General features: G+C 63.4%; 26 protein-coding genes and 1 tRNA gene. 11 read left to right on the top strand and 16 right to left on the bottom strand.

What is annotated here, in order from left to right; genetic code table 11:
• Positions 1-285: 285 nt before the first annotated feature.
• Entirely contained in the window at positions 286-1,878 is a 1,593-nt protein-coding gene (locus PMI04_RS05625) for an isocitrate lyase (RefSeq protein WP_007713299.1), read from the bottom strand.
• A 147-nt stretch (positions 1,879-2,025) separates the two neighbouring features.
• Here PMI04_RS05625 and PMI04_RS05620 point away from each other — a divergent pair, with 147 nt between their 5' ends.
• Positions 2,026-3,423 (top strand): helix-turn-helix transcriptional regulator, encoded by a 1,398-nt coding sequence (locus PMI04_RS05620; RefSeq protein WP_007713301.1) that lies wholly within the window; start codon positions 2,026-2,028, stop codon positions 3,421-3,423.
• Between the two features lie 122 nt (positions 3,424-3,545).
• The gene (locus tag PMI04_RS05615; RefSeq protein ID WP_007713309.1) at positions 3,546-4,814 is read left to right on the top strand and encodes an MFS transporter; all 1,269 of its coding nucleotides are present in this window, start codon (positions 3,546-3,548) and stop codon (positions 4,812-4,814) included.
• A gap of 119 nt (positions 4,815-4,933) precedes the next feature.
• Here PMI04_RS05615 and PMI04_RS05610 read toward each other — a convergent pair whose 3' ends face one another.
• From PMI04_RS05610 to PMI04_RS05565, 10 genes are all read right to left on the bottom strand, one after another.
• On the bottom strand, positions 4,934-5,140 hold the full coding sequence (locus PMI04_RS05610; RefSeq protein ID WP_157178175.1) for a hypothetical protein: 207 nt from the start codon (positions 5,138-5,140) through the stop codon (positions 4,934-4,936).
• Positions 5,141-5,249: 109 nt separating this feature from the next.
• Positions 5,250-5,459, bottom strand: coding sequence for a hypothetical protein (locus PMI04_RS05605; RefSeq protein ID WP_037486993.1), 210 nt, complete (start codon positions 5,457-5,459; stop codon positions 5,250-5,252).
• An 83-nt stretch (positions 5,460-5,542) separates the two neighbouring features.
• Positions 5,543-5,628, bottom strand: a tRNA-OTHER gene (locus PMI04_RS05600).
• Positions 5,629-5,885: 257 nt separating this feature from the next.
• On the bottom strand, positions 5,886-6,080 hold the full coding sequence (locus PMI04_RS05595) for a hypothetical protein (RefSeq protein WP_007713310.1): 195 nt from the start codon (positions 6,078-6,080) through the stop codon (positions 5,886-5,888).
• A 134-nt stretch (positions 6,081-6,214) separates the two neighbouring features.
• A complete protein-coding gene (locus tag PMI04_RS05590) occupies positions 6,215-7,153 on the bottom strand; it encodes a right-handed parallel beta-helix repeat-containing protein (RefSeq protein WP_007713311.1) in 939 nt (312 codons plus the stop codon).
• Positions 7,154-7,262: 109 nt separating this feature from the next.
• Entirely contained in the window at positions 7,263-7,622 is a 360-nt protein-coding gene (locus PMI04_RS05585) for a hypothetical protein (RefSeq protein ID WP_007713312.1), read from the bottom strand.
• 87 nt (positions 7,623-7,709) lie between these two features.
• On the bottom strand, positions 7,710-10,310 hold the full coding sequence (gene metH, locus PMI04_RS05580) for a methionine synthase (RefSeq protein ID WP_007713313.1): 2,601 nt from the start codon (positions 10,308-10,310) through the stop codon (positions 7,710-7,712).
• 114 nt (positions 10,311-10,424) lie between these two features.
• On the bottom strand, positions 10,425-11,471 hold the full coding sequence (locus tag PMI04_RS05575; RefSeq protein WP_007713316.1) for a homocysteine S-methyltransferase family protein: 1,047 nt from the start codon (positions 11,469-11,471) through the stop codon (positions 10,425-10,427).
• Positions 11,468-12,400: a methylenetetrahydrofolate reductase gene (gene metF / locus PMI04_RS05570; protein ID WP_007713317.1), complete on the bottom strand. Its 933-nt coding sequence runs from the start codon at positions 12,398-12,400 to the stop codon at positions 11,468-11,470. The genes PMI04_RS05575 and metF overlap by 4 nt, the downstream gene beginning before the upstream one ends.
• Positions 12,397-13,362, bottom strand: a complete 966-nt coding sequence (locus PMI04_RS05565) for a metalloregulator ArsR/SmtB family transcription factor (RefSeq protein WP_037486996.1) — start codon at positions 13,360-13,362, stop codon at positions 12,397-12,399. Before PMI04_RS05565 ends, metF begins: the two co-directional genes overlap by 4 nt.
• Before the next feature lie 213 nt (positions 13,363-13,575).
• On the opposite strand from PMI04_RS05565, the gene PMI04_RS21270 reads away from it, so the two are divergent.
• Both PMI04_RS21270 and PMI04_RS05555 read left to right on the top strand, forming a co-directional pair.
• The gene (locus PMI04_RS21270; protein ID WP_007713321.1) at positions 13,576-13,791 is read left to right on the top strand and encodes a hypothetical protein; all 216 of its coding nucleotides are present in this window, start codon (positions 13,576-13,578) and stop codon (positions 13,789-13,791) included.
• Between the two features lie 79 nt (positions 13,792-13,870).
• Positions 13,871-14,125: a hypothetical protein gene (locus PMI04_RS05555; RefSeq protein ID WP_007713323.1), complete on the top strand. Its 255-nt coding sequence runs from the start codon at positions 13,871-13,873 to the stop codon at positions 14,123-14,125.
• 58 nt (positions 14,126-14,183) lie between these two features.
• On the opposite strand, the gene PMI04_RS05550 is transcribed toward PMI04_RS05555, so the two are convergent.
• Complete coding sequence (locus tag PMI04_RS05550; protein WP_007713325.1) at positions 14,184-14,615, bottom strand: glycine zipper 2TM domain-containing protein; 432 nt, start codon at positions 14,613-14,615, stop codon at positions 14,184-14,186.
• Positions 14,616-14,797: 182 nt separating this feature from the next.
• On the opposite strand from PMI04_RS05550, the gene PMI04_RS05545 reads away from it, so the two are divergent.
• Positions 14,798-15,781: an esterase-like activity of phytase family protein gene (locus tag PMI04_RS05545; protein ID WP_007713328.1), complete on the top strand. Its 984-nt coding sequence runs from the start codon at positions 14,798-14,800 to the stop codon at positions 15,779-15,781.
• An 85-nt stretch (positions 15,782-15,866) separates the two neighbouring features.
• On the opposite strand, the gene rpmB is transcribed toward PMI04_RS05545, so the two are convergent.
• The gene (gene rpmB / locus PMI04_RS05540) at positions 15,867-16,160 is read right to left on the bottom strand and encodes a 50S ribosomal protein L28 (protein ID WP_007713331.1); all 294 of its coding nucleotides are present in this window, start codon (positions 16,158-16,160) and stop codon (positions 15,867-15,869) included.
• Between the two features lie 157 nt (positions 16,161-16,317).
• Between rpmB and PMI04_RS05535 the strand changes: the two genes are divergently transcribed.
• Together PMI04_RS05535 and PMI04_RS05530 are read left to right on the top strand one after the other, a co-directional pair.
• Positions 16,318-16,539 carry a hypothetical protein gene (locus tag PMI04_RS05535; protein ID WP_007713333.1) on the top strand — a complete coding sequence of 74 codons (222 nt, stop codon included), beginning with the start codon at positions 16,318-16,320 and terminating at the stop codon, positions 16,537-16,539.
• 69 nt (positions 16,540-16,608) lie between these two features.
• On the top strand, positions 16,609-17,067 hold the full coding sequence (locus PMI04_RS05530) for a nucleoside deaminase (RefSeq protein WP_007713337.1): 459 nt from the start codon (positions 16,609-16,611) through the stop codon (positions 17,065-17,067).
• Here PMI04_RS05530 and PMI04_RS05525 read toward each other — a convergent pair.
• Positions 17,029-18,942, bottom strand: a complete 1,914-nt coding sequence (locus PMI04_RS05525) for a hypothetical protein (protein WP_007713340.1) — start codon at positions 18,940-18,942, stop codon at positions 17,029-17,031. The genes PMI04_RS05530 and PMI04_RS05525 overlap by 39 nt on opposite strands.
• Positions 18,943-18,986: 44 nt before the next feature.
• On the opposite strand from PMI04_RS05525, the gene PMI04_RS05520 reads away from it, so the two are divergent.
• Complete coding sequence (locus PMI04_RS05520) at positions 18,987-19,403, top strand: GtrA family protein (RefSeq protein ID WP_007713342.1); 417 nt, start codon at positions 18,987-18,989, stop codon at positions 19,401-19,403.
• Positions 19,404-19,947: 544 nt separating this feature from the next.
• On the opposite strand, the gene PMI04_RS05515 is transcribed toward PMI04_RS05520, so the two are convergent.
• On the bottom strand, positions 19,948-22,053 hold the full coding sequence (locus PMI04_RS05515) for a bifunctional (p)ppGpp synthetase/guanosine-3',5'-bis(diphosphate) 3'-pyrophosphohydrolase (protein ID WP_007713345.1): 2,106 nt from the start codon (positions 22,051-22,053) through the stop codon (positions 19,948-19,950).
• A 112-nt stretch (positions 22,054-22,165) separates the two neighbouring features.
• Here PMI04_RS05515 and PMI04_RS05510 point away from each other — a divergent pair, with 112 nt between their 5' ends.
• The 3 genes from PMI04_RS05510 to PMI04_RS05500 are packed head-to-tail and all read left to right on the top strand — an operon-like array spanning position 22,166 to position 24,614.
• Positions 22,166-22,648: a helix-turn-helix domain-containing protein gene (locus PMI04_RS05510; protein ID WP_037487012.1), complete on the top strand. Its 483-nt coding sequence runs from the start codon at positions 22,166-22,168 to the stop codon at positions 22,646-22,648.
• A 56-nt stretch (positions 22,649-22,704) separates the two neighbouring features.
• Positions 22,705-23,811 carry a histidine kinase gene (locus PMI04_RS05505; RefSeq protein WP_007713348.1) on the top strand — a complete coding sequence of 369 codons (1,107 nt, stop codon included), beginning with the start codon at positions 22,705-22,707 and terminating at the stop codon, positions 23,809-23,811.
• Entirely contained in the window at positions 23,808-24,614 is an 807-nt protein-coding gene (locus PMI04_RS05500) for a LytTR family DNA-binding domain-containing protein (protein ID WP_007713350.1), read from the top strand. The genes PMI04_RS05505 and PMI04_RS05500 overlap by 4 nt, the downstream gene beginning before the upstream one ends.
• Positions 24,615-24,693: 79 nt before the next feature.
• Here the strand turns inward: PMI04_RS05500 and PMI04_RS05495 are convergent, their stop codons facing one another.
• A complete protein-coding gene (locus PMI04_RS05495) occupies positions 24,694-25,425 on the bottom strand; it encodes an SDR family oxidoreductase (RefSeq protein WP_283184859.1) in 732 nt (243 codons plus the stop codon).
• Positions 25,426-25,516: the final 91 nt, after the last annotated feature.

Below are 25,516 nucleotides of genomic sequence, written 5' to 3'. Positions count from 1 at the left end.
CTTCGACTTCGCTCAGGGGCTACTCAGGGCGAACGGAGCAGGGTGAGCGAAATAAAAAACGGCCCGGTGGTGCGCCACCGGGCCGTCGAGGGTCCTTCCACCCAATCGCGAGAGGAGTGTCGAATTCCCCGCGAACTGGCTGTCTTCACGGCCCCGGCCGCGAAACTCCAATCTTCCATGCTTGTTACGCTTGCGGAACCCATCTTCCCGACGCTTATCGGGATATCGCCGGGAAGATGGGGCGCCTGTGGTACTTAAGCTGCGAACTGGTTCCCCCTGTGGCCTTCAGGCTGCGAACTGGTTCATCGTGTTGTGCGTGCCGCCGGCCTTGAGCGCGGCTTCGCCGGCGAAATATTCCTTATGGTCGTCGCCAATGTCGGAGCCGGCCATATTCTGGTGCTTCACGCAGGCGATGCCCTGGCGGATTTCCTGCCGCTGCACGCCCTTGACGTAGCCCAGCATGCCGGCCTCGCCGAAATATTCCCTGGCGAGATTGTCGGTGCTGAGCGCGGCCGTGTGATAGGTCGGCAGGGTGATGAGGTGGTGGAAGATGCCAGCCTGCGCCGCCGCATCCTTCTGGAAGGTGCGGATGCGTTCGTCCGCCTCGATGCCGAGGTCGGTGGCGTCATAGTCCGCGCTCATCAGCTTGGCCCGGTCATAGGCGGCAAGGTCGCGGCCTTCCTTCTCCCAGGCGTCGAACACCTGCTGGCGGAAGTTCAGCGTCCAGTTGAAGCTGGGCGAGTTGTTATAGACCAGCTTGGCATTGGGGATCACTTCGCGGATGCGGCTGACCATGCCGCCGATCTGGCCGATATGCGGCTTTTCGGTTTCGATCCACAACAGGTCGGCGCCGTTCTGGAGCGCGGTGATGCAGTCGAGGACGCAGCGATCCTCGCCGGTGCCGGCGCGAAACTGATAGAGGTTCGACGGCAGGCGCTTGGGCTTCAGCAGTTGCCCGTCGCGGCTGATGAGGACGTCGCCATGGCCGATCGCACCGGCATCGACGGCGTCACAGTCGAGGAAGCCGTTATACAGGTCACCAATGTCGCCCGCTTCCCGGGTGAAGGCGATCTGCTTGGTGAGGCCCGCGCCCAGCGAATCCGTGCGCGCGACGATCACGCCGTCGTCGATGCCCAGTTCCAGGAAGGCGTAGCGGACCGCCCGGATCTTCGCGAGGAAGTCCTCATGCGGGACCGTGACCTTGCCGTCCTGATGGCCGCACTGCTTTTCGTCCGAGACCTGATTCTCGATCTGGATGCAGCAGGCGCCAGCCTCGATGAACTTCTTGGCGAGCAGATAGGTCGCCTCCGCATTGCCGAAGCCGGCGTCGATGTCGGCAACGATCGGGACGATATGGGTTTCGTAATTGTCGATCTGCTGCTGGAGCTTCGCGGTGCGGACCTCGTCGCCTTCCGCGCGGGCCTTGTCGAGATCGCGGAACAGGCCGCCCAGCTCGCGGGCGTCGGCCTGGCGCAGGAAGGTGTAGAGTTCCTCGATCAGCGCCGGGACGCTGGTCTTTTCGTGCATCGACTGGTCGGGCAGCGGGCCGAATTCGCTGCGCAGCGCCGCGACCATCCAGCCCGAGAGATAGAGATAGCGGCCCTTGGTGGTGCCGAAATGCTTCTTGATGGAGATCATCTTCTGCTGGCCGATGAAACCGTGCCAGCAGCCCAGCGACTGGGTGTAGTTGGCCGGATCGGCATCATAGGCGGCCATGTCGGCACGCATGATCTTCGCGGTGTAGCGGGCGATGTCGAGGCCGCTCTGGAACCGGTTCTGCAGGCGCATGCGGGCGACGGATTCGGGCGCAATGCCGTCCCAATGGCCCTGGCCGCCGATCAGCGTGTCGGCCTTCGCGATTTCACTTTGATAGGTCATGTCGTCATTCCCTCGGGGTGAGCTGCAAGAAAGAATGACAGCGAAGTAGACACACGGAACGGGGTACGGCACCCCTGCCAAAGTCCAGTTGTCGATCTTTACAAAAATCTGCTGTAAAGTTGTAAAGAGCGTACAGGAGTCGGTGCCATGGCTAAGGATCGTCCCGTCTATATGGGGCCGCGATTGCGGCGGCTGCGGCGCGATCTGGGCCTGACCCAGGCCGACATGGCCAATGATCTGGAGATCAGCGCCTCCTATGTTGCGTTGCTGGAGCGCAACCAGCGGCCGCTGACCGCCGACATGCTGCTGCGCCTCGCCCGCACCTACAAGCTCGACATGGCCGAAGTGGCGGGCGACGGCGGCGCGGAACAGACGGCGCGGCTGCAGGCGGTGCTGAAAGACCCTATGTTCGCCGATATCGACCTGCCGCAACTGGCGACCGGCGATGTCGCGGTCAATTTTCCGGGCATTACAGAGGCGCTGCTGCGGCTCTACACCAGCTATCGCGAGGAGCATCTGGCGCTGGCGGACCGGGGGGCGGAGGCGGAGCCCCAGGAGGATGGCGCCGATCCGGTGGCGGAGGCCCGGCGCTTTATCGCCGCGCGGCGCAATAGCTTCCCGCTGCTCGACGATGCGGCCGAGAAGCTGGCGGCGGAAGCGGAGGCCGAGGGTGGTTTGTCGGGATGGCTGAAGGCGCGGCACAATTTGCGGGTGCGGCGATTGCCGTCGGACGTGATGGCGGGATCGATGCGGCGGCTGGACCGGCATCGCGACGCGGTGCTGTTGGACGATGCGCTGGACGGCGCCAGCTCGGCCTTCCAGCTCGCGTTGCAGATCGCCTATCTGGAAATGCGCAAGGGCTTCGACGCGCTGCTGAAGGACGGGCAGTTCGCCAGCGAGAGCGGCCGGCGGCTCGCCCGGCGGGCATTGGCCAGCTATGGTGCGGCGGCGATATTGATGCCCTATGGTGCCTTCGCCAAGGCGGTGGAGGCGAAGCGCTATGATGTCGAGGCGCTGGCCCGGCAGTTCGGCGTCAGCTTCGAGCAGGCGGCGCATCGGCTGACGACGTTGCAGAAGCCGGGGCAGGAGCGCGTCCCCTTCTTCTTCCTACGGGTCGACCAGGCCGGCAATGTCTCCAAGCGGCTGGACGGGGCCGGCTTTCCCTTTGCCCGCCATGGCGGTTCCTGCCCGCTCTGGTCGGTGCATCGCGTGTTCGAGACGCCGCGCGAGGTGGTGACGCAATGGCTGGAACTGCCCGACGGCCAGCGTTTCTTCTCGATCGCGCGCACCGTGACCGCCGGCGGCGGCAGTTGGGGCGCGGCGAAGGTGGAGCGGGCGATCGCTTTGTGCTGCGCGGCCGACCATGCCCATCGGCTGGTCTATAGCCAGGATGCACCGCCCCCCGCGCCGACGCCGATCGGCGTCACCTGTCGCCTGTGCCACCGCAGCCAGTGCATGGCCCGGTCCGCCCCTCCGATCGGCCGCGACATGCTGCCCGACGATTATCGGCGGACGCGGGCGCCGTTCGGCTTTGCCGATGGTTAGGGAGTGGCGCGCGAGTCCACCTCCGTTCGTTTCGAGCCTGTCGAGAAACAAGGCGGAACGGACAGGTGGGCGCTTGCCGCTTCTCGACAAGCTCGAAGCGAACGGAAGGGAGAGATGCCCTGATGGATGAGGAGACGTCGCCGATAGAGCAGCCACCCGGCCTCTCGAAGCGATCGCTGGCGATTGCCGGGCTGTCGACCATCGTCGAATGGTATGACTTCACCCTCTATCTCTATCTCGCCACCTTGTTGTCGCGCATCTTCTATGGCGGCGGCGCGGCGGGCATTGGCCATGTGCTGGCGGGCTTCGCGATCGCCTATCTGATGCGGCCGCTGGGCGCGATCGTCTTTGGCCATATTGGCCGGCGACCGACCATGTTGCTGTCGATGGCGCTGATGAGCGCGGCGATGCTGGCGACCGCGCTGCTGCCGACCCAGGCGCAGGCCGGTGCGGTGGCCGGCTGGCTGCTGCTGGCGCTGCGCTGCGTCATGGCCTTCTCCGTCGGGGGCGAATATACCGGCGTCGTCGCCTATCTGCTGGAAGGAGCGCCGCCCGGCCGGCGGGGCCTCATCACCTCCCTGGCCTCGGCGGCGAGCGAGGTCGGCGGGCTGCTGGCGGTGGCAATGTCTGCCCTCACCGTGGCGCTGCTGGACGAGGCGGCGCTGGCAGACTGGGGCTGGCGCATTCCCTTCCTGGTCGGCGCGGGCCTTGCGGCGCTCATCCTGCTGGCGCGGTCGCGGATCGAGGAATCGCCCGATTTCCTGGCGCAGCGCGCCCGTGGCAGCATCCCGGCCCAGCCGCTGCACCTCAGCCTGCGCGCCTATCGGCCGGCGATCGGCCGCGGCTTTGCCATTTCGGCGCTGGGGTCGATCACCTATTATGTCGGCATCGTCTATGTGCCGAGCTTCCTGATCGGGACCGGCCGCACGGGCGAGGCCGATGCGCTGACGCTCTCGACGCTGGCAGCACTGGTGGTGATCCTGGTGACGCCGCTGGTCGGCGCCTTGTCCGACCGGACCGGGCGGCGGCCGGTGCTGGTGGCGCTGGCGCTGGCGGGCGTGGCGCTGCCGGCCTTGCTCTTCATGCTGATGGCGCAGGGCAGCGCCTTGATCGGCGCGATCCTGCTGGCGGCGCTGGGCGGGGCAGTGAGCGCGGTCGGCGCCGTGACCACGGCCGAGCAGTTTCCCGGCGAAGGGCGGCTGAGTGGCCTGGCCTTCGGCGCCACCGGTGCGACCGCCCTGTTCGGCGGCCTCACCCCCTATCTGTCGCACCAGTTGACACAGGCGAGCGGATGGGCGTCCGCCCCCGGCTGGCTGATCGCGATCGTCGCGCTGGGCGTGCTGCCGGTCCTCTGGCGCCTGCCCGAGAGCGCGCCGGGCGGGGGGCGCTAGAGGATCAGGGGCGGCCTGATGGCGTGGAGGGGTGGGAAGGCGACTGTCCGGTTTTGGCCGGGGAGAACTGAAGTTCAGACGTTCGCAACAAGCTAGCTCGCGCCTTTAATGTGAGATTATTATTTTTCTTCCAACGATGGATGCTCTCGTTCTAAAGGCCTCCATATTTCAGTATATATTTCTGTAACAATGCCCGCGATCCGCCTTCGCATTTTTTTGCGTTCGTCTTGATCCTCTATCTCTTCCACGATGTGACTAATGGCATTGAGGTGAACATCACTCTTTCTAAGTTCAATCATCAATCGGCGTGCAATGTCGAATTCCATGGTCGATCCTAGAAGGTTGATGGCGGACCAGTTTAATTGCTAACCTGATGTTGGCCAATGTCCGGTATGAAGAATAGATTTTCAGAAGGAAATTGGCTGCAAGTGGTCGTCAGTTGTTTTCCACTAAATCAGGATATTTTTTGCCCAATGGCAGAATGAATGTCTCATTGATCTGACGGAATACCTCTCCGAGACCGCAAACGAGAGCGTCCCGTTCATCCCCCGGAGGGATGCTTGAGATCACGGCATCGATCTCGCCCAAAAGTGGGTCTAATGCCAACGCCGACTTCATCAGCCGTTCTGCGGTCTGCCTATCCATGGCAAGCGATATCGCCGATCAAAGGAATGTCTGCAATTAGGCAAACCAATCTCACTGCCAAACGGCAACAACTGGTCGATTGATGCCAGCGGCAGGGGATCGAACCCGCACCTCCACCTCACGGCGAGGATCGCTGTAGCGATACGTCTACCAATTCCGTCACGCTGGCGTGGCCATTTAGCGGATCGATAGCCGTCCCGGCAATGTCCGGTTTCAAGCAGGCCTATTGCTGATGTGGATGGCGAGAAATGGTCGTTAGCCGTCAAAGCCGGACATCGTCATTGCGAGCGTAGCGAAGCAATCCACCGGCGCGAGATGGATTGCTTCGCTACGCTCGCAATGACGGGAGATGGTCGCTTGCCGCCCTGACGACATCCGTCCTGCCTCTGCCCCGGAACGCCGACGGGTTGGCATGGCGTAAGCGGGTCAGCTTTCGATCAGGTCGAGATAGGCGACGACGTCATTGTCGGTGGCCAGGAACAGGCCGTCCTGCACCTCCTGCGGCTGTTGCTCGGCGACGCGCAGCGCTTCGCTCAAGGGGCCGTACATAATGGTCATCGCCGCGCCGTCGTCGCCCAGATGATAGAGGCGGACGGTCGCGCTGTCATAGGTGGTGCGCATTGCCCTGCCTTACCACAGCGGCCGAGCTTGGAACATCATCCGATCTGCTTGAAGCGGATGATGTTCCAATTTCCTTTTTGTTTGCCGCATCCTGCGAGTCGTCGGCTGTTCCAGCCGACTTCACAATGCTCCGGTCAGCGCCGGTCCTTGACCTTCATGCTGGGGGCGAGCTGGTTCTGGCCGATCCTGACCACATCGTCGGTGAAATTGGCGACGAAGGTCGAGCCGCGTGCCAGACCCGGCACGAAGCCGGCCTTGTTGCCCTCGATCACCAGGGCGCTGCTGTCGGTCTCGCGCCCTTCCGGCGCGACGGTGATGAAGGCGGACCAATTATCCTTGTCCTTGCCCTGCACCATGTCATTGCCGACGATCTGACCGCTCGCCCCGTTGCTGAGGTCGATCATATAGTTGGTGAGGTGGCCGCCGCTATCGTCGAAGCTGTTGTCGCGAATGTCGACGCGCGGCGTGCGGGTCTTGAGATAATGGCCGCCATCGCCCTGGTCGAAGCGCGATCGGGTGACGGTGAGGCTGGCATAGCGGCCGACATAGACGCCATGGGCGCAGTCGAGATCGCGGTCGCAACGGCCGAGATGGCGGAAGGTCGACTTGTCGATCGTCACCGACGCGCCCCGGTCCTCGCCGGTCAAAATGCCCTCCTCGCTGTTGCGGAACAGGCTGTTGACGACGGTGAGATTGCCCTTTTCCAGGCGGATGCCGGCGCCGTTGCCGTCGGGCACGCGCAGATTCTGGAAGATCAGGCCGTCGACGGTCGACGACCGGCCGCGCAGCACCAGCGCCGCCTTGCCTTCGCACACGACCCCGTCGAAGATCGCGCTGCCCGGCGTCGCCGCCTTGATGGTCACGTCGCCGCCATTCTGCGCCGCGCACTGGCGATAGGTCCCGGGCGCGACGATCACCGTGCCCTTGCCGTCGCCGATCGCGCCGATCGCATCGGACAACGAGGCAAAGCCCCGACCATTTTCCGCAAGCGTGAAGGGCGCGGGCGCGCTCTGGGCAAAGGCGGTCACGGTGATCGCGGCGGACACGAGAATCGTGGTGGACAGGATGCGCATGGCGCACTGGCTATACCCAATGACAGCCGCCGCCAATGGCACCCCACCCCTGCTGCTTCCCCTGCCCCATCGCGGGACAATATGGGATGCCGCGATTAACGCGGGCGGATCATTCCCACTTGGCGGTCGCCTTCTGCGTCTTGGCGTTCCAGAATATCTGAATCTTGCTGATCGTGCAGAGGTCGAAATTGGTCCAATAGGCCTCGTCGCCATCGGTGAAGATCACCTTGAGGTCGTAATTGCAGATCGCGTTCTTGGCGTTGAAGGTGATCGGCACGGAATGCGCATCCTCCAGCACCTCGTCTTCCATCACATCATCGCCCCAGGCCTTGGACTTGGCGGGGGAGACATAGACTTCGGCAATATCATAGCCGGTCTTGTTGAAGAGGGTGAAATCCTGGTCTCCCGCGAATGCGGGTGCGGAAAGCAACAGGGCACAACCGCCCAGCGCAAGGAAAATGCTCTTCATGAAAAATCCCCCATGCCGGCAGGATTCGCCGACATGAGGGACTGTAATTCACCGGTCATACCGCGACAAGCAATGCTATAGCCGTCGTTAATCCAGATTGGGACGAAGATAGCGCTCGGCGGTTTCGAGGTCGATACCACGCCTTTGAGCATAATCTTCCAGTTGATCGCGACCGACGCGGGCGACGCCGAAATATTCGGCCTGGGCATGACCGAAATAGAAGCCGCTGACGGCCGCCGTCGGCAGCATCGCAAAGCTTTCGGTCAGGGTCGCGCCCGTCGCATGATGGGCGTCCAGCATCTCGAACAGGATCGGTTTCAGGCTATGTTCCGGGCAGGCGGGATAGCCTGGCGCCGGGCGGATGCCGCGATATTGCTCCTTGATCAGCGCTTCATTGGTCAGCTGCTCACCCTCGGCATAGCCCCACAAAGCGGTGCGGACATAATGGTGCAGCCGCTCGGCAAAGGCTTCGGCCAGACGGTCGGCCAGCGCCTTGAGCAGGATATCCGAATAATCGTCGATCGCATTCTTGAAGCGGGCCAGATGCGGCTCGATGCCGTGGATCGACACGGCGAAGCCGCCCATCCAGTCGCCATCATGGCTGATGAAGTCGGCGAGGCACATGTTTGCCCGGCCTTCCCGCTTCTGGATCTGCTGGCGCAGCATCGGCAGGGTGTAGTGTTTCTCGTCCTCGACATGGACGATGATGTCGTCGCCTTGGCGGCGGCACGGCCACAGGCCGGCGACACCGCGCGCGGTCAGCCATTTCTCGTCGATGATCTTCTGGAGCATCTTCTGCGCGTCGGCGAACAGGCTGGACGCGCTTTCGCCAACGACCTCGTCGGTCAGGATGGCGGGATAATTGCCGGCCAGTTCCCAGGCGCGGAAGAAGGGGGTCCAGTCGATATAGTGGACCAGGTCCTTCAGATCCCAGTCGGGGAAGCGGTGGGTGCCGGGCAGCAGCGGGCGCGGCGCCTTCAGGCTCTCGTCCATCTCGAAGCCGTTGGCACGGGCATCCTCGATGCTGACCAGCGCGCTCTGCCCCTTGTTCGCGCGGGCGACGCGGACATGCTCATAATCATCCTTGGTCTTCTGGACGAAATCGGCCTTCTGCGTTTCGGAAACCAGCGCGGTGGCGACACCGACGGCGCGGCTGGCGTCCAGCACATGGACGACCGGGCCGGTGAAGGCCGGATCGATGCGCAATGCGGTGTGCACCCGCGAGGTGGTCGCGCCGCCGATCAGCAGCGGCATCACCATATTGGCGCGCTGCATTTCCTGCGCCACCGTCACCATCTCGTCCAGCGAGGGCGTGATGAGGCCGGACAGGCCGATCATGTCCGCGTCATGATCGTTCGCAGCCTTGATGATGTCCTGCCAGGGGACCATCACGCCCATGTCGACCACTTCGAAGCCGTTGCACTGGAGCACGACGCCGACGATATTCTTGCCGATATCATGCACGTCGCCCTTCACGGTCGCCATGATGATCTTGCCCTTGCCCTTGGCGCCGGGTTCCTTCGCCGCCTCGATATAGGGCAGCAGATGGGCGACCGCCTTCTTCATCACGCGGGCGGACTTCACCACCTGGGGCAGGAACATCTTGCCCGCGCCGAACAGGTCGCCGACGACGTTCATGCCGTCCATCAGCGGCCCTTCGATCACATGGATCGGCTTGTCGGCGGCGAGGCGGCATTCTTCCGTATCCTCCACCACATACATGTCGATGCCCTTGACCAGCGCATGTTCGAGGCGCTTGGCGACCGGCCAGCCGCGCCATTCCTGCGCCGCCTTTTCCGATGCGGCATCCTTGCCCTTGAAGCTTTCCGCGAGCGCAACGAGGCGGTCGCCCGCTTCGGGATCGCTGTTCAGCAGCACATCCTCGCACGCCTGGCGCAGCGCGGGGTCGATCGCGTCATAGACGTCGAGCTGCCCCGCATTGACGATCGCCATGTCGAGGCCGGCGGGGATGGCGTGGTAGAGGAACACGCTGTGCATCGCCCGGCGCACCGGCTCGTTGCCACGGAACGAGAAGGAGAAGTTGGACAGGCCGCCCGAGATATGGACATGCGGGCAGCGCTTCTTGATCTCGCGGCAGGCCTCGATGAAGTCGACCCCGTAATTATTATGCTCCTCGATCCCGGTCGCGACGGCGAAGATATTGGGATCGAAGATGATGTCCTCCGGCGGGAAACCGATCGTCATCAGCAGCTTGTAGGCGCGCTCGCAAATCTCGACCTTGCGGGCCTGGGTATCGGCCTGGCCGGTTTCGTCGAACGCCATGACCACCACGGCGGCGCCATAGGCCATGCAGAGGCGGGCGTGATGCAGGAAGGCCTCTTCACCTTCCTTCATGCTGATCGAGTTGACCACCGGCTTGCCGGAGACACACTTCAAGCCCGCTTCGATTACTTCCCATTTCGAGCTGTCGATCATCACCGGCACGCGGCTGATGTCCGGCTCCGACGTCATGAGCTTCAGGAAGGTGGTCATCGCCTCGACCGCGTCAAGCAGGCCTTCGTCCATGTTCACGTCGACGATCTGCGCGCCATTTTCGACCTGCTCGCGGGCGATGTCGATCGCCGCGGCATAGTCGCCGGCCATGATCAGCTTCTTGAACTTGGCCGATCCGGTGACGTTGGTGCGCTCGCCGATATTGACGAAATTGGCGGTGGAGGTGGTGGTCATTTTGTTACCTTCTCCCCTCCCTTTAGGGAGGGGTCGGGGGAGGGCATGTAAGGAAGAGCGGCAAACAGGCCCTCCCCTAACCCCTCCCGCAAGCGGGAGGGGAACTATGTCGCATTACGCCGCGATGTGCATCGGTTCGAGGCCCGCGAGGCGCGTCACGACCGTCAGTTCGGGCACCACGCGCGGCTTGTGGCCGTCCAGCGCCTTCGCCACCGCGCCGATATGGGCGGGCGTCGTGCCGCAGCAGCCGCCGACCATGTTGACCAGCCCTTCGTCCACCCACTGGCGGATCAGGCTCGCCGTGGTTTCGGGCAGCTCGTCATATTGCCCCAGCTCATTGGGCAGGCCGGCATTGGGATAGGCCAGGATCAGCGTGTCGGCATTTTTGGACAGTTCGGCCAGATAGGGCCGCAGCAGGTCGGCGCCGAACGCGCAATTCACGCCGATGGTCAGCGGCTTCAAATGGCGCAGCGAATACCAGAAGGCGTTGATCGTGTGGCCCGACAGGTTCCGGCCCGACATGTCGGTGATGGTGAAGCTGAGCATCACCGGGACCGGCCGACCGGACGCCGCCTCCGCCTCGCGCGCGGCCATGCCGGCGGCCTTGGCGTTGAGCGTATCGAAGCAGGTTTCGATCAGCAGGAAGTCGACGCCGCCGGCGATCAGCGCGTCGCACTGCTCGCGATAATCGGCCTTGAGCGTATCATAATCGACCTCGCGAAAGGCGGGGTCGTTGACGTCGGGCGAGATCGACAGCGTCTTGTTGGTCGGGCCGATCGATCCGCAGACGAAGCGGGGCTTGCCGTCCTTGGCCGTCGCCTTCTCGCAGGCAGCGCGGGCGATCTTGGCGGCGGCGACATTGATGTCCCATACCAGATGCTCGCAGCCATAGTCCGCCATCGCGATCTTGGTAGAGGAGAAGGTGTTGGTCTCGATCATGTCGGCGCCATTGTCGAGATAGGCGGTGTGGATGCCCTCGACGATGTCCGGCCGGGTCAGGCAGAGCAGGTCGTTATTGCCCTTCTGGTCCTTGGCCAGGTCCAGGTCACCGCGATAATCGGCTTCGGTCAGGCCATGCTTCTGGATCGACGTGCCATAGCCACCGTCGAAGATCAGGATCTTTTCCGCCGCCAGGGCGCGCAAACGTGCTTCGGCGTTCATGCCGTCTTCTCCAGTTCAGCCGCAACCTGCGGGCGCAGGCCCAGCAGGTGGCAGATCGCATAGCTTAGTTCCGCCCGGTTGAGCGTATAGAAATGAAAGTCGCGCACGCCGCCCATATAAAGGTTGCGGCACAGTTCGGCCGCCAGTGTGGCGGAGACGAGCTGGCGCGCGGCGGGATGCTGGTCCAGCCCGTCGAACAGGCGGCCCATCCAGGCGGGAACATCCGTGTTGCACATCGCCGACATGCGCTGGACCGCAGCGAAATTGCTGACCGGCATGATGCCTGGGATGATCTCTGCGTCGATGCCGGCGGCGGCGACCCGGTCGCGGAAGCGGAAGAAGGTATCCGCCTCGAAGAAAAATTGGGTGATCGCGCGGGTCGCCCCGGCATCGATCTTGCGCTTGAGATTATCGAGGTCGCTCTGCGCGCTCAGCGCTTCCGGGTGGGTTTCCGGGTAGGCGGCGACCGAAATCTCGAACGGATGCCGCTTGAGCAGCCCCTCGACCAGTTCGGCTGCGCCCTTGTAACCATCGGGATGCGGCTGGAATGCGGTGCCCGCTTCGGGCGGATCGCCACGCAGCGCAACGATATGGCGCACGCCCGCTTCCCAATAGGCGTCGGCCACTTCGTCGATCTCACCCTTGCTGGCGGCAACGCAGGTCAGGTGCGCGGCAGCGGCCAGCGGCGTTTCCTTCGCGATGCGGGCGACCGTATTATGGGTGCGTTCGCGGGTGGAGCCGCCCGCGCCATAGGTGACGGAGACGAATTTGGGCGCCAGGGGCGTCAGCGTCTCGATCGCCGACCAGAGCTGTTCCTCCATCTTCTCCGTCTTGGGCGGAAAAAATTCAAAGCTCACATTGAGGTCGCCGGCCAGATTCGCATAGAGCGGCCCGCCAGGATTATTTTGGGCGCGATCAGTCTGGGTCATGCGCAAATCCGTCCTTCGATCGGCGGGGCGCCATGCGGACGCCCGAGCCAAAGTTGTACCGTCAATTCCTGGCCGGGCAGCGTCTCCACCCGTTCCAGTTCCAGGCCCGCCTGCGCGAACCAGCTTTCGATCTGCGCGTCGGAAAAGCCGAGCCGCGCATGCTGGTCGCGCGTGCGCAGTTCTTCCCGTTCATGCGCCGCGAAATCGACGATCAGCACCTGTCCCCCCGGGCGCAACACCCGCGCAGCCTGTGCGATCACCAGTTCGGGCGCCTGCGCATAATGCAGCACCTGATGCAGTAGCACCGTATCGACGCTGGCGCGATCCAGCGGCAACGCAGCGAAATCGCCCAGCAGCAGCGCATATTTGTCGCCCGCGTCGGCCGGCAGCTTGGCGCGTGCGAGACGCAGCATGTCGGGGCTGCGATCAAGCGCCGTCACCTGGTCCGCCGACGGACCGAACAGTTCGATCATGCGGCCCGTGCCCGTGCCGATATCGAGCAGATGGCCGATCGGCGCGCCATCCAGCAGCCCGCGCATCGCCGTTTCCACATCGACGTCCGCGACATGCAGCGATCGGATGGCGTCCCATTCCTCGGCATGTTCGGCAAAATAGGCCTCGGCTGCGCGCGCGCGCTCGGCCCGCACGGCCGCCAGCCGCGCCAGATCCGCTGCTTGCCACATCGCTTCGGTCGACGATGGGCTGAGACTGTCGAACAAGGCCAGACAAGACTGGACATCTGCCCCCTGGCCCAACCGCAGAAAGACCCAATTGCCTTCCTTGCGCCGCTCGATCAGGCCCGCCTCGGCCAGGATACGAATATGTCGCGACACCCGCGGCTGACTCTGCCCAACCGCCTGTGCCACTTCACCCACCGCCAGTTCCATCGCCCGCAACAGATGCAGGACGCGCAAGCGCGTTGGGTCTGCCAAAGCCCTGAAAATGTCGAGTGCGGCGCTCATGGAATAGTCATATAAAGAAATCTTTATATGCGTCAATGGCCGTTCCTGGCCGGACCTTCGACCAAAAAGCTTTCCTTATCAGGCCCTCCCGCGCAGGAATGGGATTGCCTTGCTTCGCCCAAAGCATTACGAATCGGCGCGCAGGCGCAATGGGGGGTGAGCTTTTCTCCGAGAGTGGTCTGCAACAGTTTTTTCTCTGAGAGGGGTTTGCCCATGTCCAAGTCGATTGCTCTTTCGCTCGTCCTCGCCGCTTCGCTCGGCCTCGCTGCTTGCGGCAGCCACACCGAGAACGCAGCCAACAACGCCGCGAACGCTGCCGAGAACGCTTCGAATGCTGCCGACAACGCCATGAACGCCGCGATGAACGCTGCCGACAACGCCGCGAACGCCGCTTCGAACGCGACCAACAACGTCGCCAACGCGATGTAATTCCCTTTTCGGGAACCAAATTCGGGAAAGGGCCGCGCCGGCGACGGAGCGGCCCTTTTCTTTTGCAAAGGAAAAATCGGTGAAGCGGCGATATCCGACGAGCCTGGCCTTGCTGCTGGGCCTGGGCGCCTGTGGCTCGGGCCAACAGGATGGGGTCGGTGGCGTCAGCGCCAGCGAAGCCAGCGCCCTCAACGAAGCGGCGGCCAGTTTGGATGCGCGCACGGGTGCGGCCATGCCGCGACCAAATCTCAACCCCGCCGCCGCAGCCGCCGCCCGCGTGGATCGTGACCGGCCCGACAGCGCCGGAACATCAGGCGACCGCACCGCACCATAGCCCAAGGGCCGCCCCTTGCGGAACGGCCCCTATGCCTTGCTTGTGGTGGCGACCGCGATCAGCAGTTGCGATCGATGGCGCGGCCGGCCAGCGCGCCGACACCGGCACCGACAATCGCGCCCGTGGTGCCATCGCCATTGCCATAGCGCCCGCTGCTCTTGCCGACTTCATTGCCCAGCAGACCACCGGCGATCGCACCGATGATGGTGCCGCCCGTGCCGCTATCCCGGCAGCGATAGCCGCCACGATAACGATAATCGTCGCGATAATAATTACCGCCACCGCGATAGCCGTTGTTGCGATAATAATCGCCGCGATAGCCGCGATAGCCACGGTCCCCGCGATAGCCGCGGTTGCCGCGATAATAGTCACCACGGTCATAGCCGCGATGATAGCCATCGCGCGCCATCGCAGGCGTTGCAGTGACAGCAAGGGAGGCAGCGCCCATGGCGAGCGCAGCACCCAGATTGATCAGATACTTCATCTTCATGGCGTTGCTCCTCGTAAAGCCATTTCCAGGCGCCCGATCGACGGGTCCGCCAAGGATTGATGCCCTTATGAATGATTCGCCTTGAGTAGAGCCTGAATGGCGATGACAGCCGCCGTTCAGCTAGCCACGATTGGTCGGTCCCGGGCTGCGCCTTGCCGATAATTGCCCTATGGCTACCGGCGATGCGCCGAATCCTGATCGTTCTTTCCCTCGCCATTCTGCTGCTGCCAGCCCCGAACAGGTCCAAGCCGGATGCGGTTCGCCCTGGCATATTGCTGGTCCAGGCCCGCCCCCTTCCCCTGAACAGCGACATGCCCGGGCAACACCGCCTGGGCAGGCTCGATTATCTGGGCGGTTGGGAATTGCGTAGCGACAATCCCGGCTTCGGCGGCATATCCGCGCTGCTGGTCGATGGGCCGGGACAGATATTGGCGTTGAGCGACGCAGGCATATTGATGGGCTTCCACGTCGGCACGGGCACCGCCATCCGCCGCCCCTTCATCGCACCGCTGCCTGTCCGCCCGCAGGAACGGGAACGTCCCTGGTGGTCCTGGGATTCGGAATCGCTGACCCATGACCCCGCCACCGACCGTTATTGGGTCGGGTTTGAACTGTTGCAGCGAATCTGCCGCTACTCGCCCGGCTTCGCCCGGGTGGAGGCCTGCCGGACCTGGCCCGAGATCGAGGCATGGCCCCAGACCGGGTCGATCGAATCGCTGGCCCGCCTGCCCGACGGCCGCTTTCTGGCGATCGGCGAGATGGGGATGACCGCCGATGGTCATCACGACACATTATTATTCGCCGATGACCCGGCCGAGCTCGACACGCCCGATCCGGTCCATCTCCATTATGTCGCGCCACAGGGCTATCGCCCGACCGATGCGGTCGCGCTCGATTCGCGCCATGTGCTGGTGCTCAATCGACGGCTGACGCTGCAGGAATTGTTCACCGCGACGATCGCGATCATCGAACTGCCCGAACATGTCACCCCGGGCGCGGAACTGAAGGCACAGACACTGGCCCGCCTCGCCCCACCCTTATTGGCGGACAATTTCGAGGGCCTGGCCGTCAGCCACGAGGATGGGCAGACGATCCTCTGGGTCGCATCGGACGACAATCACGAATTCTTCCAGCGCACCCTGCTGCTGAAATTTCGACTGGACTGACTTTGTCGTCCGGGGCGATGAGCCCAGACGCAAAAAAGCGGCCCGTTACCAGGCCGCCTCTTATGCCGAAACGAATCGAAGCGAATCAGGCTGCGGTTGCAGCCTGCTTCTTGACGATGTCGCGCTTCAGGCGACGCGCCTTCAGCGACAGCTTGTCGTCGCTGGTCTTGACCAGCCAGTTGTCCAGGCCGCCATTATGTTCGACCGAACGCAGACCATGGGTCGACACGCGGAGCTTCACGCTGGTTTCCAGCGTTTCGGAGATCAGTGACACGTTCTGCAGGTTCGGCAGGAACACGCGCTTGGTCTTGTTGTTGGCGTGGGAAACATTGTGACCCACCTGGCGACCCTTACCGGTCAGCTCGCAAATGCGCGACATAGTCAATCAACCTTTGAAATTCGGGTTCGTTCGGAAAGCGGCGCCGATAAACGGATTCCCGTCCGACGTCAACCATCCGCTCGGGATCGTGGCACTAGCGCAACCATTTCACCGTGCCCCGCGTTCATTCCCCCGAACCTATTCAGAGGAGATTGCCATGCGTTTCATCGGCGGACTGCTGCTGATCGCGCTTATCGTCATTGGCGCGGGGATAGCAACCGGATTCATCGATCTGCAGAAAACGCAGGACGGCCGACTGCCCGAAGTGAGCGTCCAGAAGGGCGCCCTTCCCAAATATGAGGCGAATGTCGCCAAGGTCGAAGTGGGCAGCCGCAACGAAACCGTCGAGGTGCCGACAGTGGATGTGAAAAAGCCCTGAGTCGATTGATGCGTCTCCAGGCGCATCGGCGGCTGGTGCGATGACCCAACAGGGATTAAGGGCGGGACCATGGCCTCGCCCTTTCCTCTGCCTGATCCCATGCGTCGCGCCTTTGCACTGGCGCATGCGGCGGAAGCGGCCGGCGAAGTGCCGATCGGCGCCGTGGTGACGCGCGACGGCGCGATCATCGGCGAGGGCGAGAATCGCAACCGGCGCGACAATGACCCTACCGCCCATGCCGAGATGGTGGCGATTCGCGCCGCAGCCGCGCATATCGGCGACTTTCGCCTGACCAATTGCGACCTGTGGGTAACGCTGGAACCGTGCCCGATGTGCGCGGGCGCCATTTCCCATGCGCGAGTCGCCCGGCTTTATTATGCGGTGTCCGATCCCAAGGGCGGCGCGATCGAACAGGGGCCGCGCCTCTTCGCCCAGCCACAATGCCTGCACCGCCCGGAAATCTATGGCGGGCTGGCCGAGGCCGAAGGGTCAGCGCTGCTGCGCGACTTTTTTGCCGCGCGGCGCTGAATAATCGATGCGGTACAGCGTGTAGGGCAGCGTCATCGCCGTTTTCAGCTTCACCGGCTGCAACCAGACGGGAATCGTGCCCCGCATCAGGTCGGCGTAGAAACCCTGCGGACTGCGCGACTGATAGATGGTTCCTTCCGGAAAATTGGGGCAGACCAGCAAATAGGTCGCATGATGCCTGGCCGCGATCGGGCGGAAGGCATCGGCCGGCCCGTCATAGGCATGGTGCATGTCGAGGATCGTCGCACCGTTGCGATGATAGGGACCGGCCAGCGCGCTATGATGGGTGGTCGCAAGGATGCGGGGGCCAAGGTCGACCATGGTGAAGATGGTCGCCGGCGGCAACTGGTCCAGCACTTCCAGCGCCGGCAGGGTGCGGCACCGGCCATTGGCCTTCTTGATCGCATCATTGCGGGCGATGGCCGATGGGCGCCAGGGTTTGGGCTTGGTGCCGGTCGTCTGCTGCCAGAGCGCGATGGCCTGCGGATAGAGCGGATAGGCAAAGGCGACGGCGCCAACCAGCAGCGCGCCGATGCCGGCCAGGATGCGCACCCGGCGCGCCCCGGTGCAGATCGCCGTCACCAGCCGCCACCCGGCCCAGGCGGCGGGCGGGATCGCCAGCAATTGCGCCGCCGGCCCCGCGCGCAACTGCCAGAAGAGCAGAGCGGTCGAGAAGAGCATCATCAGGCCGATCGTCGCGAACGCCCAGAGCCGGTCGCTATCGCGCCGCACATCCCATAGCGCCCAGATGAGGCCGATCAGGCCCACCGCCGGCAGCGCCAACAGCGGCACGACCAGGCTCTGCGCCTGCGCCGTGATGGGCTTGGCTTCCCGGATATTGGCGAGCCAGAGCTGCTGCAGCTCGGGCGAGATCTGATAGGGGGTCAGGCATTGTGGCCAGTTCAGGAGGAAGAACAGGCCCACCGCGCCGCCGACGATCATGCCGGCGATCAGCCGCTGCCACCAGAGCCGCAGCGGCAGGCGGCTCAAGAGCACCATGCCCGCGCCCGCCGCGCCGAACACCGCGACCCAGATCGGCGAGATGGCGTCGCACACCATGTGGCGATTGTCATAGCTGGCGAAGATGACGTAGCAGAGCGACGTCGCCCCCGCGAGGCTGAGGCCATAGGGCAGCATCCGCCGCCCCGCCCCGTCCCTGAACACCCAGCGCAGCGCCACCAGCGCGCCGCCGGCGGCCAGATAGACGATCATCTCCATGCCGATCGCCACCGACAGGGCACTCGACACGCCCGCCACCACGCCGCCGCGCAGCCAGTTGCGATCGATCAGCCCCGCCATCATCGTCAGCGCCAGCGCCAGTTGCCAGCCATGATGGTCGATCCGCATCGGCGCGAACATGCCAAGGCCCATCTGCGCGGCGAGCGGCGCCAGCACCGCGAACAGCCAGGCCCAGCGCGCACCAACCGCGTCGCCCGCCAGCCTGCGTGCGATCGCCCCCAGGCTCAGCATCAGCAGGAACAGCGGCAGCAGCGGCGCGATCGCGCAGGCCAGCCGGTCGGCCAGATCCTGTTCGACAAAGGCACGGAAGAACAGCATCAGCCCGGCAAGCGGAATGTCCACCAGCCGCGACCAGTGGATATTGGCGCCGCCCGGCGGATCGAGCCGATATTGGCGCAGATCATACCAGCCCTGCCCGGCCAGCCAGTCCTTGACCTGGACGAAGCGGATATTGTCATCCGTATCGCTGAGCGTCAGCCAGTGGATGGCGGGCCAGCGATCGACCAGCATGCCGACCAGGATCGCGATCCAGATCAGGAAAGTCAGCCACTTCCAGTGGCGATCGGCATAGACGGTGAGGATCGCGAACCAATGGGACGCGCGGGCGCGAAAAGCAGGCCAGCTTTGCAAGTTCATGGCCGGTGGATTAGACGCTCCGCATCAAAGCGCAACGGGGCTGCATGAAAATCATCGACCAATTGTCGCCGGCGCACCGGGACCTGTTCTGGCAGATATTGCGCTATGGCGTGACCGGCCTGTTCATCACCGCCTGCCAGGCGGCGATCTACTGGACGCTGGCGGCGCCGGTCGGCCTCCATCCGCAGGTCGCCAACGGCATCGGCTATCTTTGCGCCGTGGCCATGGGCTATGTGCTGCACAATGCCTTCACCTTCCGCGGCCATGGCAGCCAGTCGGGCCATGCCGCACGCGGCTTCCGCTTCGTTGCGGTCTCGCTGGTCAGCTATGCGCTCAACGCCTTATGGGTCTATCTCTGCGTCACCCATATGCGCTGGCCCGCATGGTCGCCGATCCCGGCGATGCTCTTCGTCACCCCGGCCGTGGTGTTCGGCCTCAACCGGCAATGGGTGTTCCGCTAAGGGGGCGGGCCGCCCCCATACCAACCGCTGCCGAGGCGTAAAAAACAAGGCAGCAAGTTGACCATCGACGCACCCGTTATTTAATGGCCAAACCTATAAGTGATAGCATTGCCGAAAATCGCACCAGAACGAGCCAGCCAGATCCCGTTCGTGATACAAAATGCGCCGTATCCGGTTCATTTTTGAATAGTCAGGAGGCATAGAGTGATCAGCCCTCCAGTTGCGCTCAGATAGTCGTTCTGCCGCCTCCCGTAATTCGGTCGGGCAGGCATAACCGAATGCATTGGCCTCGCGATCGTTAAGTGACCGACCCGATGATTTTACCTTGTGGACAACCGCCCCCATACAATCAAACCATTTGCTTATGGCGACAAGCGACGCCTTCTCATCCGCCGGCATATCGGTCAAATCGAGCGGCTCGGTATAGCCGCCACCTCCCACGAATGCGCAACACAGAGCGCTCAGCACAGCATTCCGCCAGAGGCGCCCAGCCGGTTTCATATTCGTGGGCGACCTCGGGCGCCCAAGCCCCTCATCAGCATGCTCAGACCCGGTCCGCCTGCACCACGATGTCGAGCGCCCGCAACGCCGACAGGATACGCATCAGATGCTGGGCATCGGCCACTTCCAGATCGATGATGTCGGTGTGGAATGGCCCCTCGCGGTTGACCAGTTGCAGGTTGAGGATGTTCGCCTTGGTCGCGCCGAACACATTGGCGACCGCCGCCAGCGCACCGGGCTGGTTCTTGACGATGACCTGCAGCCGGGCGGTACCGCCCTTGGACTTGCTGTCCCAGCTCAGATCGACCCAATCATCGTCCTGCCCCGCCTCCAGCGTGCGGCAGTCGATGGTGTGCACCTCGATCGGACCGCCGGTGCGCCGGATGCCAACGATACGATCGCCCGGCACCGGATGACAGCAGTCGCTCAGTTCATAGGCAATGCCGGGCGTCAGGCCGCGGATCGAGATCGGCGCATGCTGGCGTGGATGCGCCTCCTCCATCTCCTGGCCGCTGGTGGAGCCGGGAATCAGCGCCTCCATCACTTCGGAATCGAGCAGCCTGTGGGTGGCGATCGCCACCATCAGCGACGCACGATCCTCCAGCTTGAGCCGTTTCAGCGCCGCATTGAGCGCCTTGTCGCCCAGTTCGCTCGCCAGTTCGGGCGAGAAGCGGCCGATGATTTCCTCATAGAGTTTTTCACCCAGCGCCACTTCCTCGCCGCGCTGCTTCTGGCGGATATAGCGGCGGATCGCGGCGCGGGCCTTGCCGGTGATGGCAAAGGTCAGCCAGCCGGGCTGCGGTTCCTGCCCCGCCGATTTCAATATCTCGACCTGGTCGCCATTTTCGAGGCTGGTGCGCAGCGGCACCACCCGGCCATTGACCTTGGCGCCAACCGTCTGGTTGCCCAGCGAGGTGTGGACGGCATAGGCGAAGTCGACCGGGGTCGACCCCTTGGGCAACTGGTGCAACTCGCCCTTGGGCGAAAAGGCGAAGATCCGGTCCTGATACATCGCCATGCGGGTATGTTCGAGCAGCTCGTCCGCATCCTGGCTCTGTTCCAGGATTTCAACGAGATCGCGCAGCCAGGCGGCATTCTGGTCGGTGGCGTCGCCCTTCTGCTTGTAGGCCCAGTGCGCCGCGAGGCCGAGTTCGGCGTCATTGTGCATGTCGCGGCTGCGCAGCTGCACCTCGATACGCGCATTTTCCTGATGGATGACCGTGGTGTGCAACGAGCGATAGCCGTTGCGCTTGGGGGTGGAGATATAGTCCTTGAACCGGCCCGGCACCATCTTGAAGGTCTGGTGGATCACGCCCAGCGCGCGATAGCAATCCTCGGTGCTTTCGGTGATGACCCGAAAGGCCATGACGTCGGTCAGCTGCTCGAAGCTGATATGCCGTTCCTGCATCTTCTTCCAGATGGAGTAAGGATGCTTCTCGCGCCCCGACACGGTCACCGACAGATTATGGCCGCCCAGCAGCAGTTGCAGTTCAGCGCCGATCCGGTCGACCTTGTCATGGCCGCCTTCCTTCAGCTGCTCCAGCCGCTTGGTGATGCTGTCATAGGCCTCCGGCTCCAACTCGCGGAAGGAGAGAAGCTGCATCTCGCGCATGAAGTCATACATGCCGATCCGCTCCGCCAGCGGGGCATAGATGTCCATCGTCTCGCGGGCGATGCGGCGGCGCTTCTGTTCATTCTTGATGAAGTGCAGCGTGCGCATATTGTGCAGCCGGTCGGCCAGCTTCACCAGCAGCACGCGGATATCGTCCGACATGGCGAGCAGGAACTTGCGCAGATTTTCCGCCGCCCGTTCATTTTCGGACATCGCCTCGATCTTGCTGAGCTTGGTCACCCCGTCGACCATGCGCGCGACATCCTTGCCGAACGCGCTCTCGATCTCGTCATAGGTGACCAGCGTGTCCTCGATCGTGTCGTGCAACAGCGCGGTCACGATCGTCTGGTCGTCCAGATAGAAATCGGTCAGGATGCCCGCCACCTCGATCGGGTGGCTGAAATAGGGGTCGCCGCTGGCGCGCTTCTGGCTCCCGTGCTTCTGCACGGAAAAGACATAGGCGCGGTTGATCATCGCTTCATCCGCTTGCGGATCATAGCGTTTCACGCGCTCGACAAGTTCATATTGGCGTAACATCGTGTCCCGATTGTGTGGGAAGCACCTTGCGGCGCAACAAAAAAATCCCATTTTGGATGAAATGGTCGCCGCTTTTGCAACGGTCGCCGCTTTGCGCTATCACGATCGGATCATGAAACACAATCTTGCCCAGGACCTGGAACAATGCGCGCTTCCCGCTGCGCTGGAGGCGATGGGTGAACGCTGGTCCTTCCTCATCCTGCGTGGCGCCCTGTCGGGCATCCGCCATTTCGAGGAATTTCAGTCGACCCTGGGCATCGCCCGCAACATCCTGGCCAACCGCCTGTCCCGCCTGGTCGAAAATGGCATCATGCTGCGCCAGCCGATGCAGTGCGATCGACGCAAGGTCGAATATCGCCTGACCGAAAAGGGACAGGAACTGGCCCCGGCGATGATCGCGCTGCGCCAATGGGGCGAAAAATGGGGCTGCGCACCGCCCTTCTGCCAGGTTCTGGCCGACCGGCGCGATGGCCAACCGATCCGCCAGATCGCGGTGCTGGCGCATGACGGCCGCACGCTGGAACTCAGCGATCTCGTCTGGCTGTGCCGGGACGAAGTCACCCCCATGACGGAAGAACCCGCGGCGGCCGCCTGAACGGGGCCGCGCGGGGGCGCTTCACCATGGCGCTGAAATCGCCTAGGCTACCGGCAATGTCAGTCCATCCTCTTCAACCGCGTCCTTTTTTCGCGGACAAGAATCGCGCTTTCTGGAACTTGCAGTCGCTCGGCTGGGCGGGGGCCTTCCTGTTGCGTGGCTCCTCCACCATTGCCAATGGGCAGCCGCTTTCCAGCCTGATCCCGGTGCTGATCTCCACCGTCACCGGCTATTCGGCGACGCTGCTGATCGCTGTCGCTTTCCGATTCCTGCAGAAACAGCGGCCGATCATCACCTGGGGGGCATCGATCGTCACGGTGGTGGCCGCCGCCGCGATGGTCGCCTTCATCGACGCCTGGGTCTTTTCGACCCAGAACAAGGGCAGCGAAACCGCCGGACTGCAGTTGTTCCTTGGCGCTTTCTACCTGTCGATGACCTTGCTAGGTGCCTGGTCGGCGCTCTATTATGCGATCAACTTCTACCTCACGGTGGAGGAACAGGCGGACCAGCTGCTGCACCTGGAGAATCAGGCGTCGAGCGCGCAGCTCGCCATGCTGCGCTACCAGCTCAATCCGCATTTCCTGTTCAACACCCTCAACTCCATCTCGACGCTGGTGCTGCTCAAGGAAACGACGCGCGCCAATGCCATGCTGTCGCGCCTGTCCTCCTTCCTGCGCTACACGCTGATCAACGAGCCGACGGCCCAGGTGACGCTGGAACAGGAAGTGGAGACGTTGAAGCTCTATCTGGAGATCGAGAAGATGCGGTTCGAGGACCGGCTGCGGCCGGTATTCGATATCGATCCGGCAGTCGCCCATGCCCGGCTGCCGTCGCTGCTGCTGCAGCCATTGGTCGAAAATGCGATCAAATATGCGGTGACGCCCAAGGAGGAAGGCGCCGAAATCTCGGTGATGGCGCAACCTGCCGGTGAAAATGTCCGGATCGTCGTATCGGACAGCGGGCCGGGATTGAACGACGGTGCGATCAAGCCACACATTCCTGTGAGCGAGGGGACGGGCGTCGGCCTGCCGAACATCCGGGACCGGTTAATTCAGGCCTTCGGGGAACGACAGAGCTTTGAAGCGCGTTCCACGCCAAGCGGATTTTCGGTCATCATCGAAATTCCGCTTAACATGGATGAAACATCGAAAGTGGCCGCATGACCATCAGAACAATCCTCGTCGACGACGAAAGCCTGGCTATCCAGGGTCTTAAGCTTCGTCTGCAAGCGCATGAGGATGTCGAAATCATCGAGACATGCACCAATGGCCGCGAAGCCATCCGTGCCATCAAGACGCACAAGCCCGACCTCGTGTTCCTCGACATCCAGATGCCCGGCTTTGACGGCTTTTCCGTCGTCCAGGGCATGATGGAGGTCGAACCGCCGCTGTTCATCTTCGTGACCGCTTATAGCGACCACGCGATCCGCGCCTTCGAGGCACAGGCGGTCGACTATCTGATGAAGCCCGTCGATGAAGGCCGCCTGGCCGACGCGCTCGACCGGGTGCGGCTGCGCCTGTCGGACAAGAAGCAGGTGCAGGAGGCGGAAAAGCTGCGCGAAGTGCTGGCCGAGGTCGCGCCCCAGGCGATGAGCGACTTTTCGGCCGCCGGGGATGAGGATGCGCCGGCATCCAACCGCTTCGAAAAGCTCATCAACATAAAGGATCGCGGGCAGATTTTCCGGGTCGACGTGGATTCGATCGAGCGGATCGACGCGGCGGGCGACTATATGTGCATCTATACCGCCGACAATAGCCTGATCCTGCGCGAGACGATGAAGGATCTGGAAAAGCGGCTCGACCCGCGCAATTTCCAGCGCGTCCATCGCTCGACCATCGTCAACCTGAGCCAGGTGCGCCAGGTCAAGCCCCATACCAACGGCGAATGCTTCCTGGTGCTGGAATCCGGCGCCCAGGTAAAGGTCAGCCGTTCCTACCGCGACGTCGTCGCGCGTTTCGTCCACTGACGAAATGGCGCCGGCCGCCCGTGCAGGGGCGGCCGGCCGTTTGGTGGGGATGGCTTGGGCCGATCCCGCGCCGCTCTCCTCAATCCATCGTTCGCACCGGACGGACGATCAGCTCGTTCACATCGACATCGGCGGGCTGTTCCACCGCATAGGCGATGGCGCGGGCGATCGCGTCGGGGGTCAGGGCGATGGCACGGAAATCCTCCATCGCGGCGGCGGCGCCCGCTTCGGTGATCGTGTGCGCCAGTTCGGATTCGACCACGCCGGGCGACACGATGGTGACGCGGATATCGTCATGCTCCATGCGCAGCCCGTCGGAAATGGCGCGCACCGCATATTTGGTCGCCGAATAGACGCCGCAGGTCGGCCAGACGCGATAGCCGCCGATCGACGAGATATTGACGAAATGGCCGCTGCCCTGCGCCTTGAAGCGGGGAAGAGCCGCAGCGATGCCATGCAGCACGCCCCGGATGTTGACGTCGATCATCCGGTCCCATTCCTCGACCTTCAGGCTGTCGAAGCGCGACAGCGGCATCAGGCCGGCATTGCTGACCAGCACGTCGATGCGGCCATATTCCGCTTCGGTCGCGGCGATGAATGCCTCGACATCGGCGCGATCGGTGACGTCCAGTGCGCGAAAAGTGACGGTGCCGCCGGCGGCGTTCAGTTCGTCGGCAAGCGCCGCCAGCCGGTCGGTACGGCGGGCACCGAGCATCAGCTTCGCGCCGCGCGCCGCCAGCAGCCGCGCCGTACCTTCGCCAATGCCGCTGCTGGCGCCGGTGATCGCGATGACCTTGTTCTCGATAGCCATGATTGCATCTCCATTTGGGGGTGGATCGACACTCGATCCGATGGAGGATGAATGCGCCCGATCGGGGCCGGAGCGGTAGAATGGTCCTGCG

The sequence above is a fragment of the Sphingobium sp. AP49 genome (assembly GCF_000281715.2).
Taxonomy (GTDB): Bacteria; Pseudomonadota; Alphaproteobacteria; order Sphingomonadales; family Sphingomonadaceae; genus Sphingobium.
The sequence above is the reverse complement of the archived record's forward strand: the minus strand, read 5'-3'. Positions and strand labels throughout refer to the sequence as shown.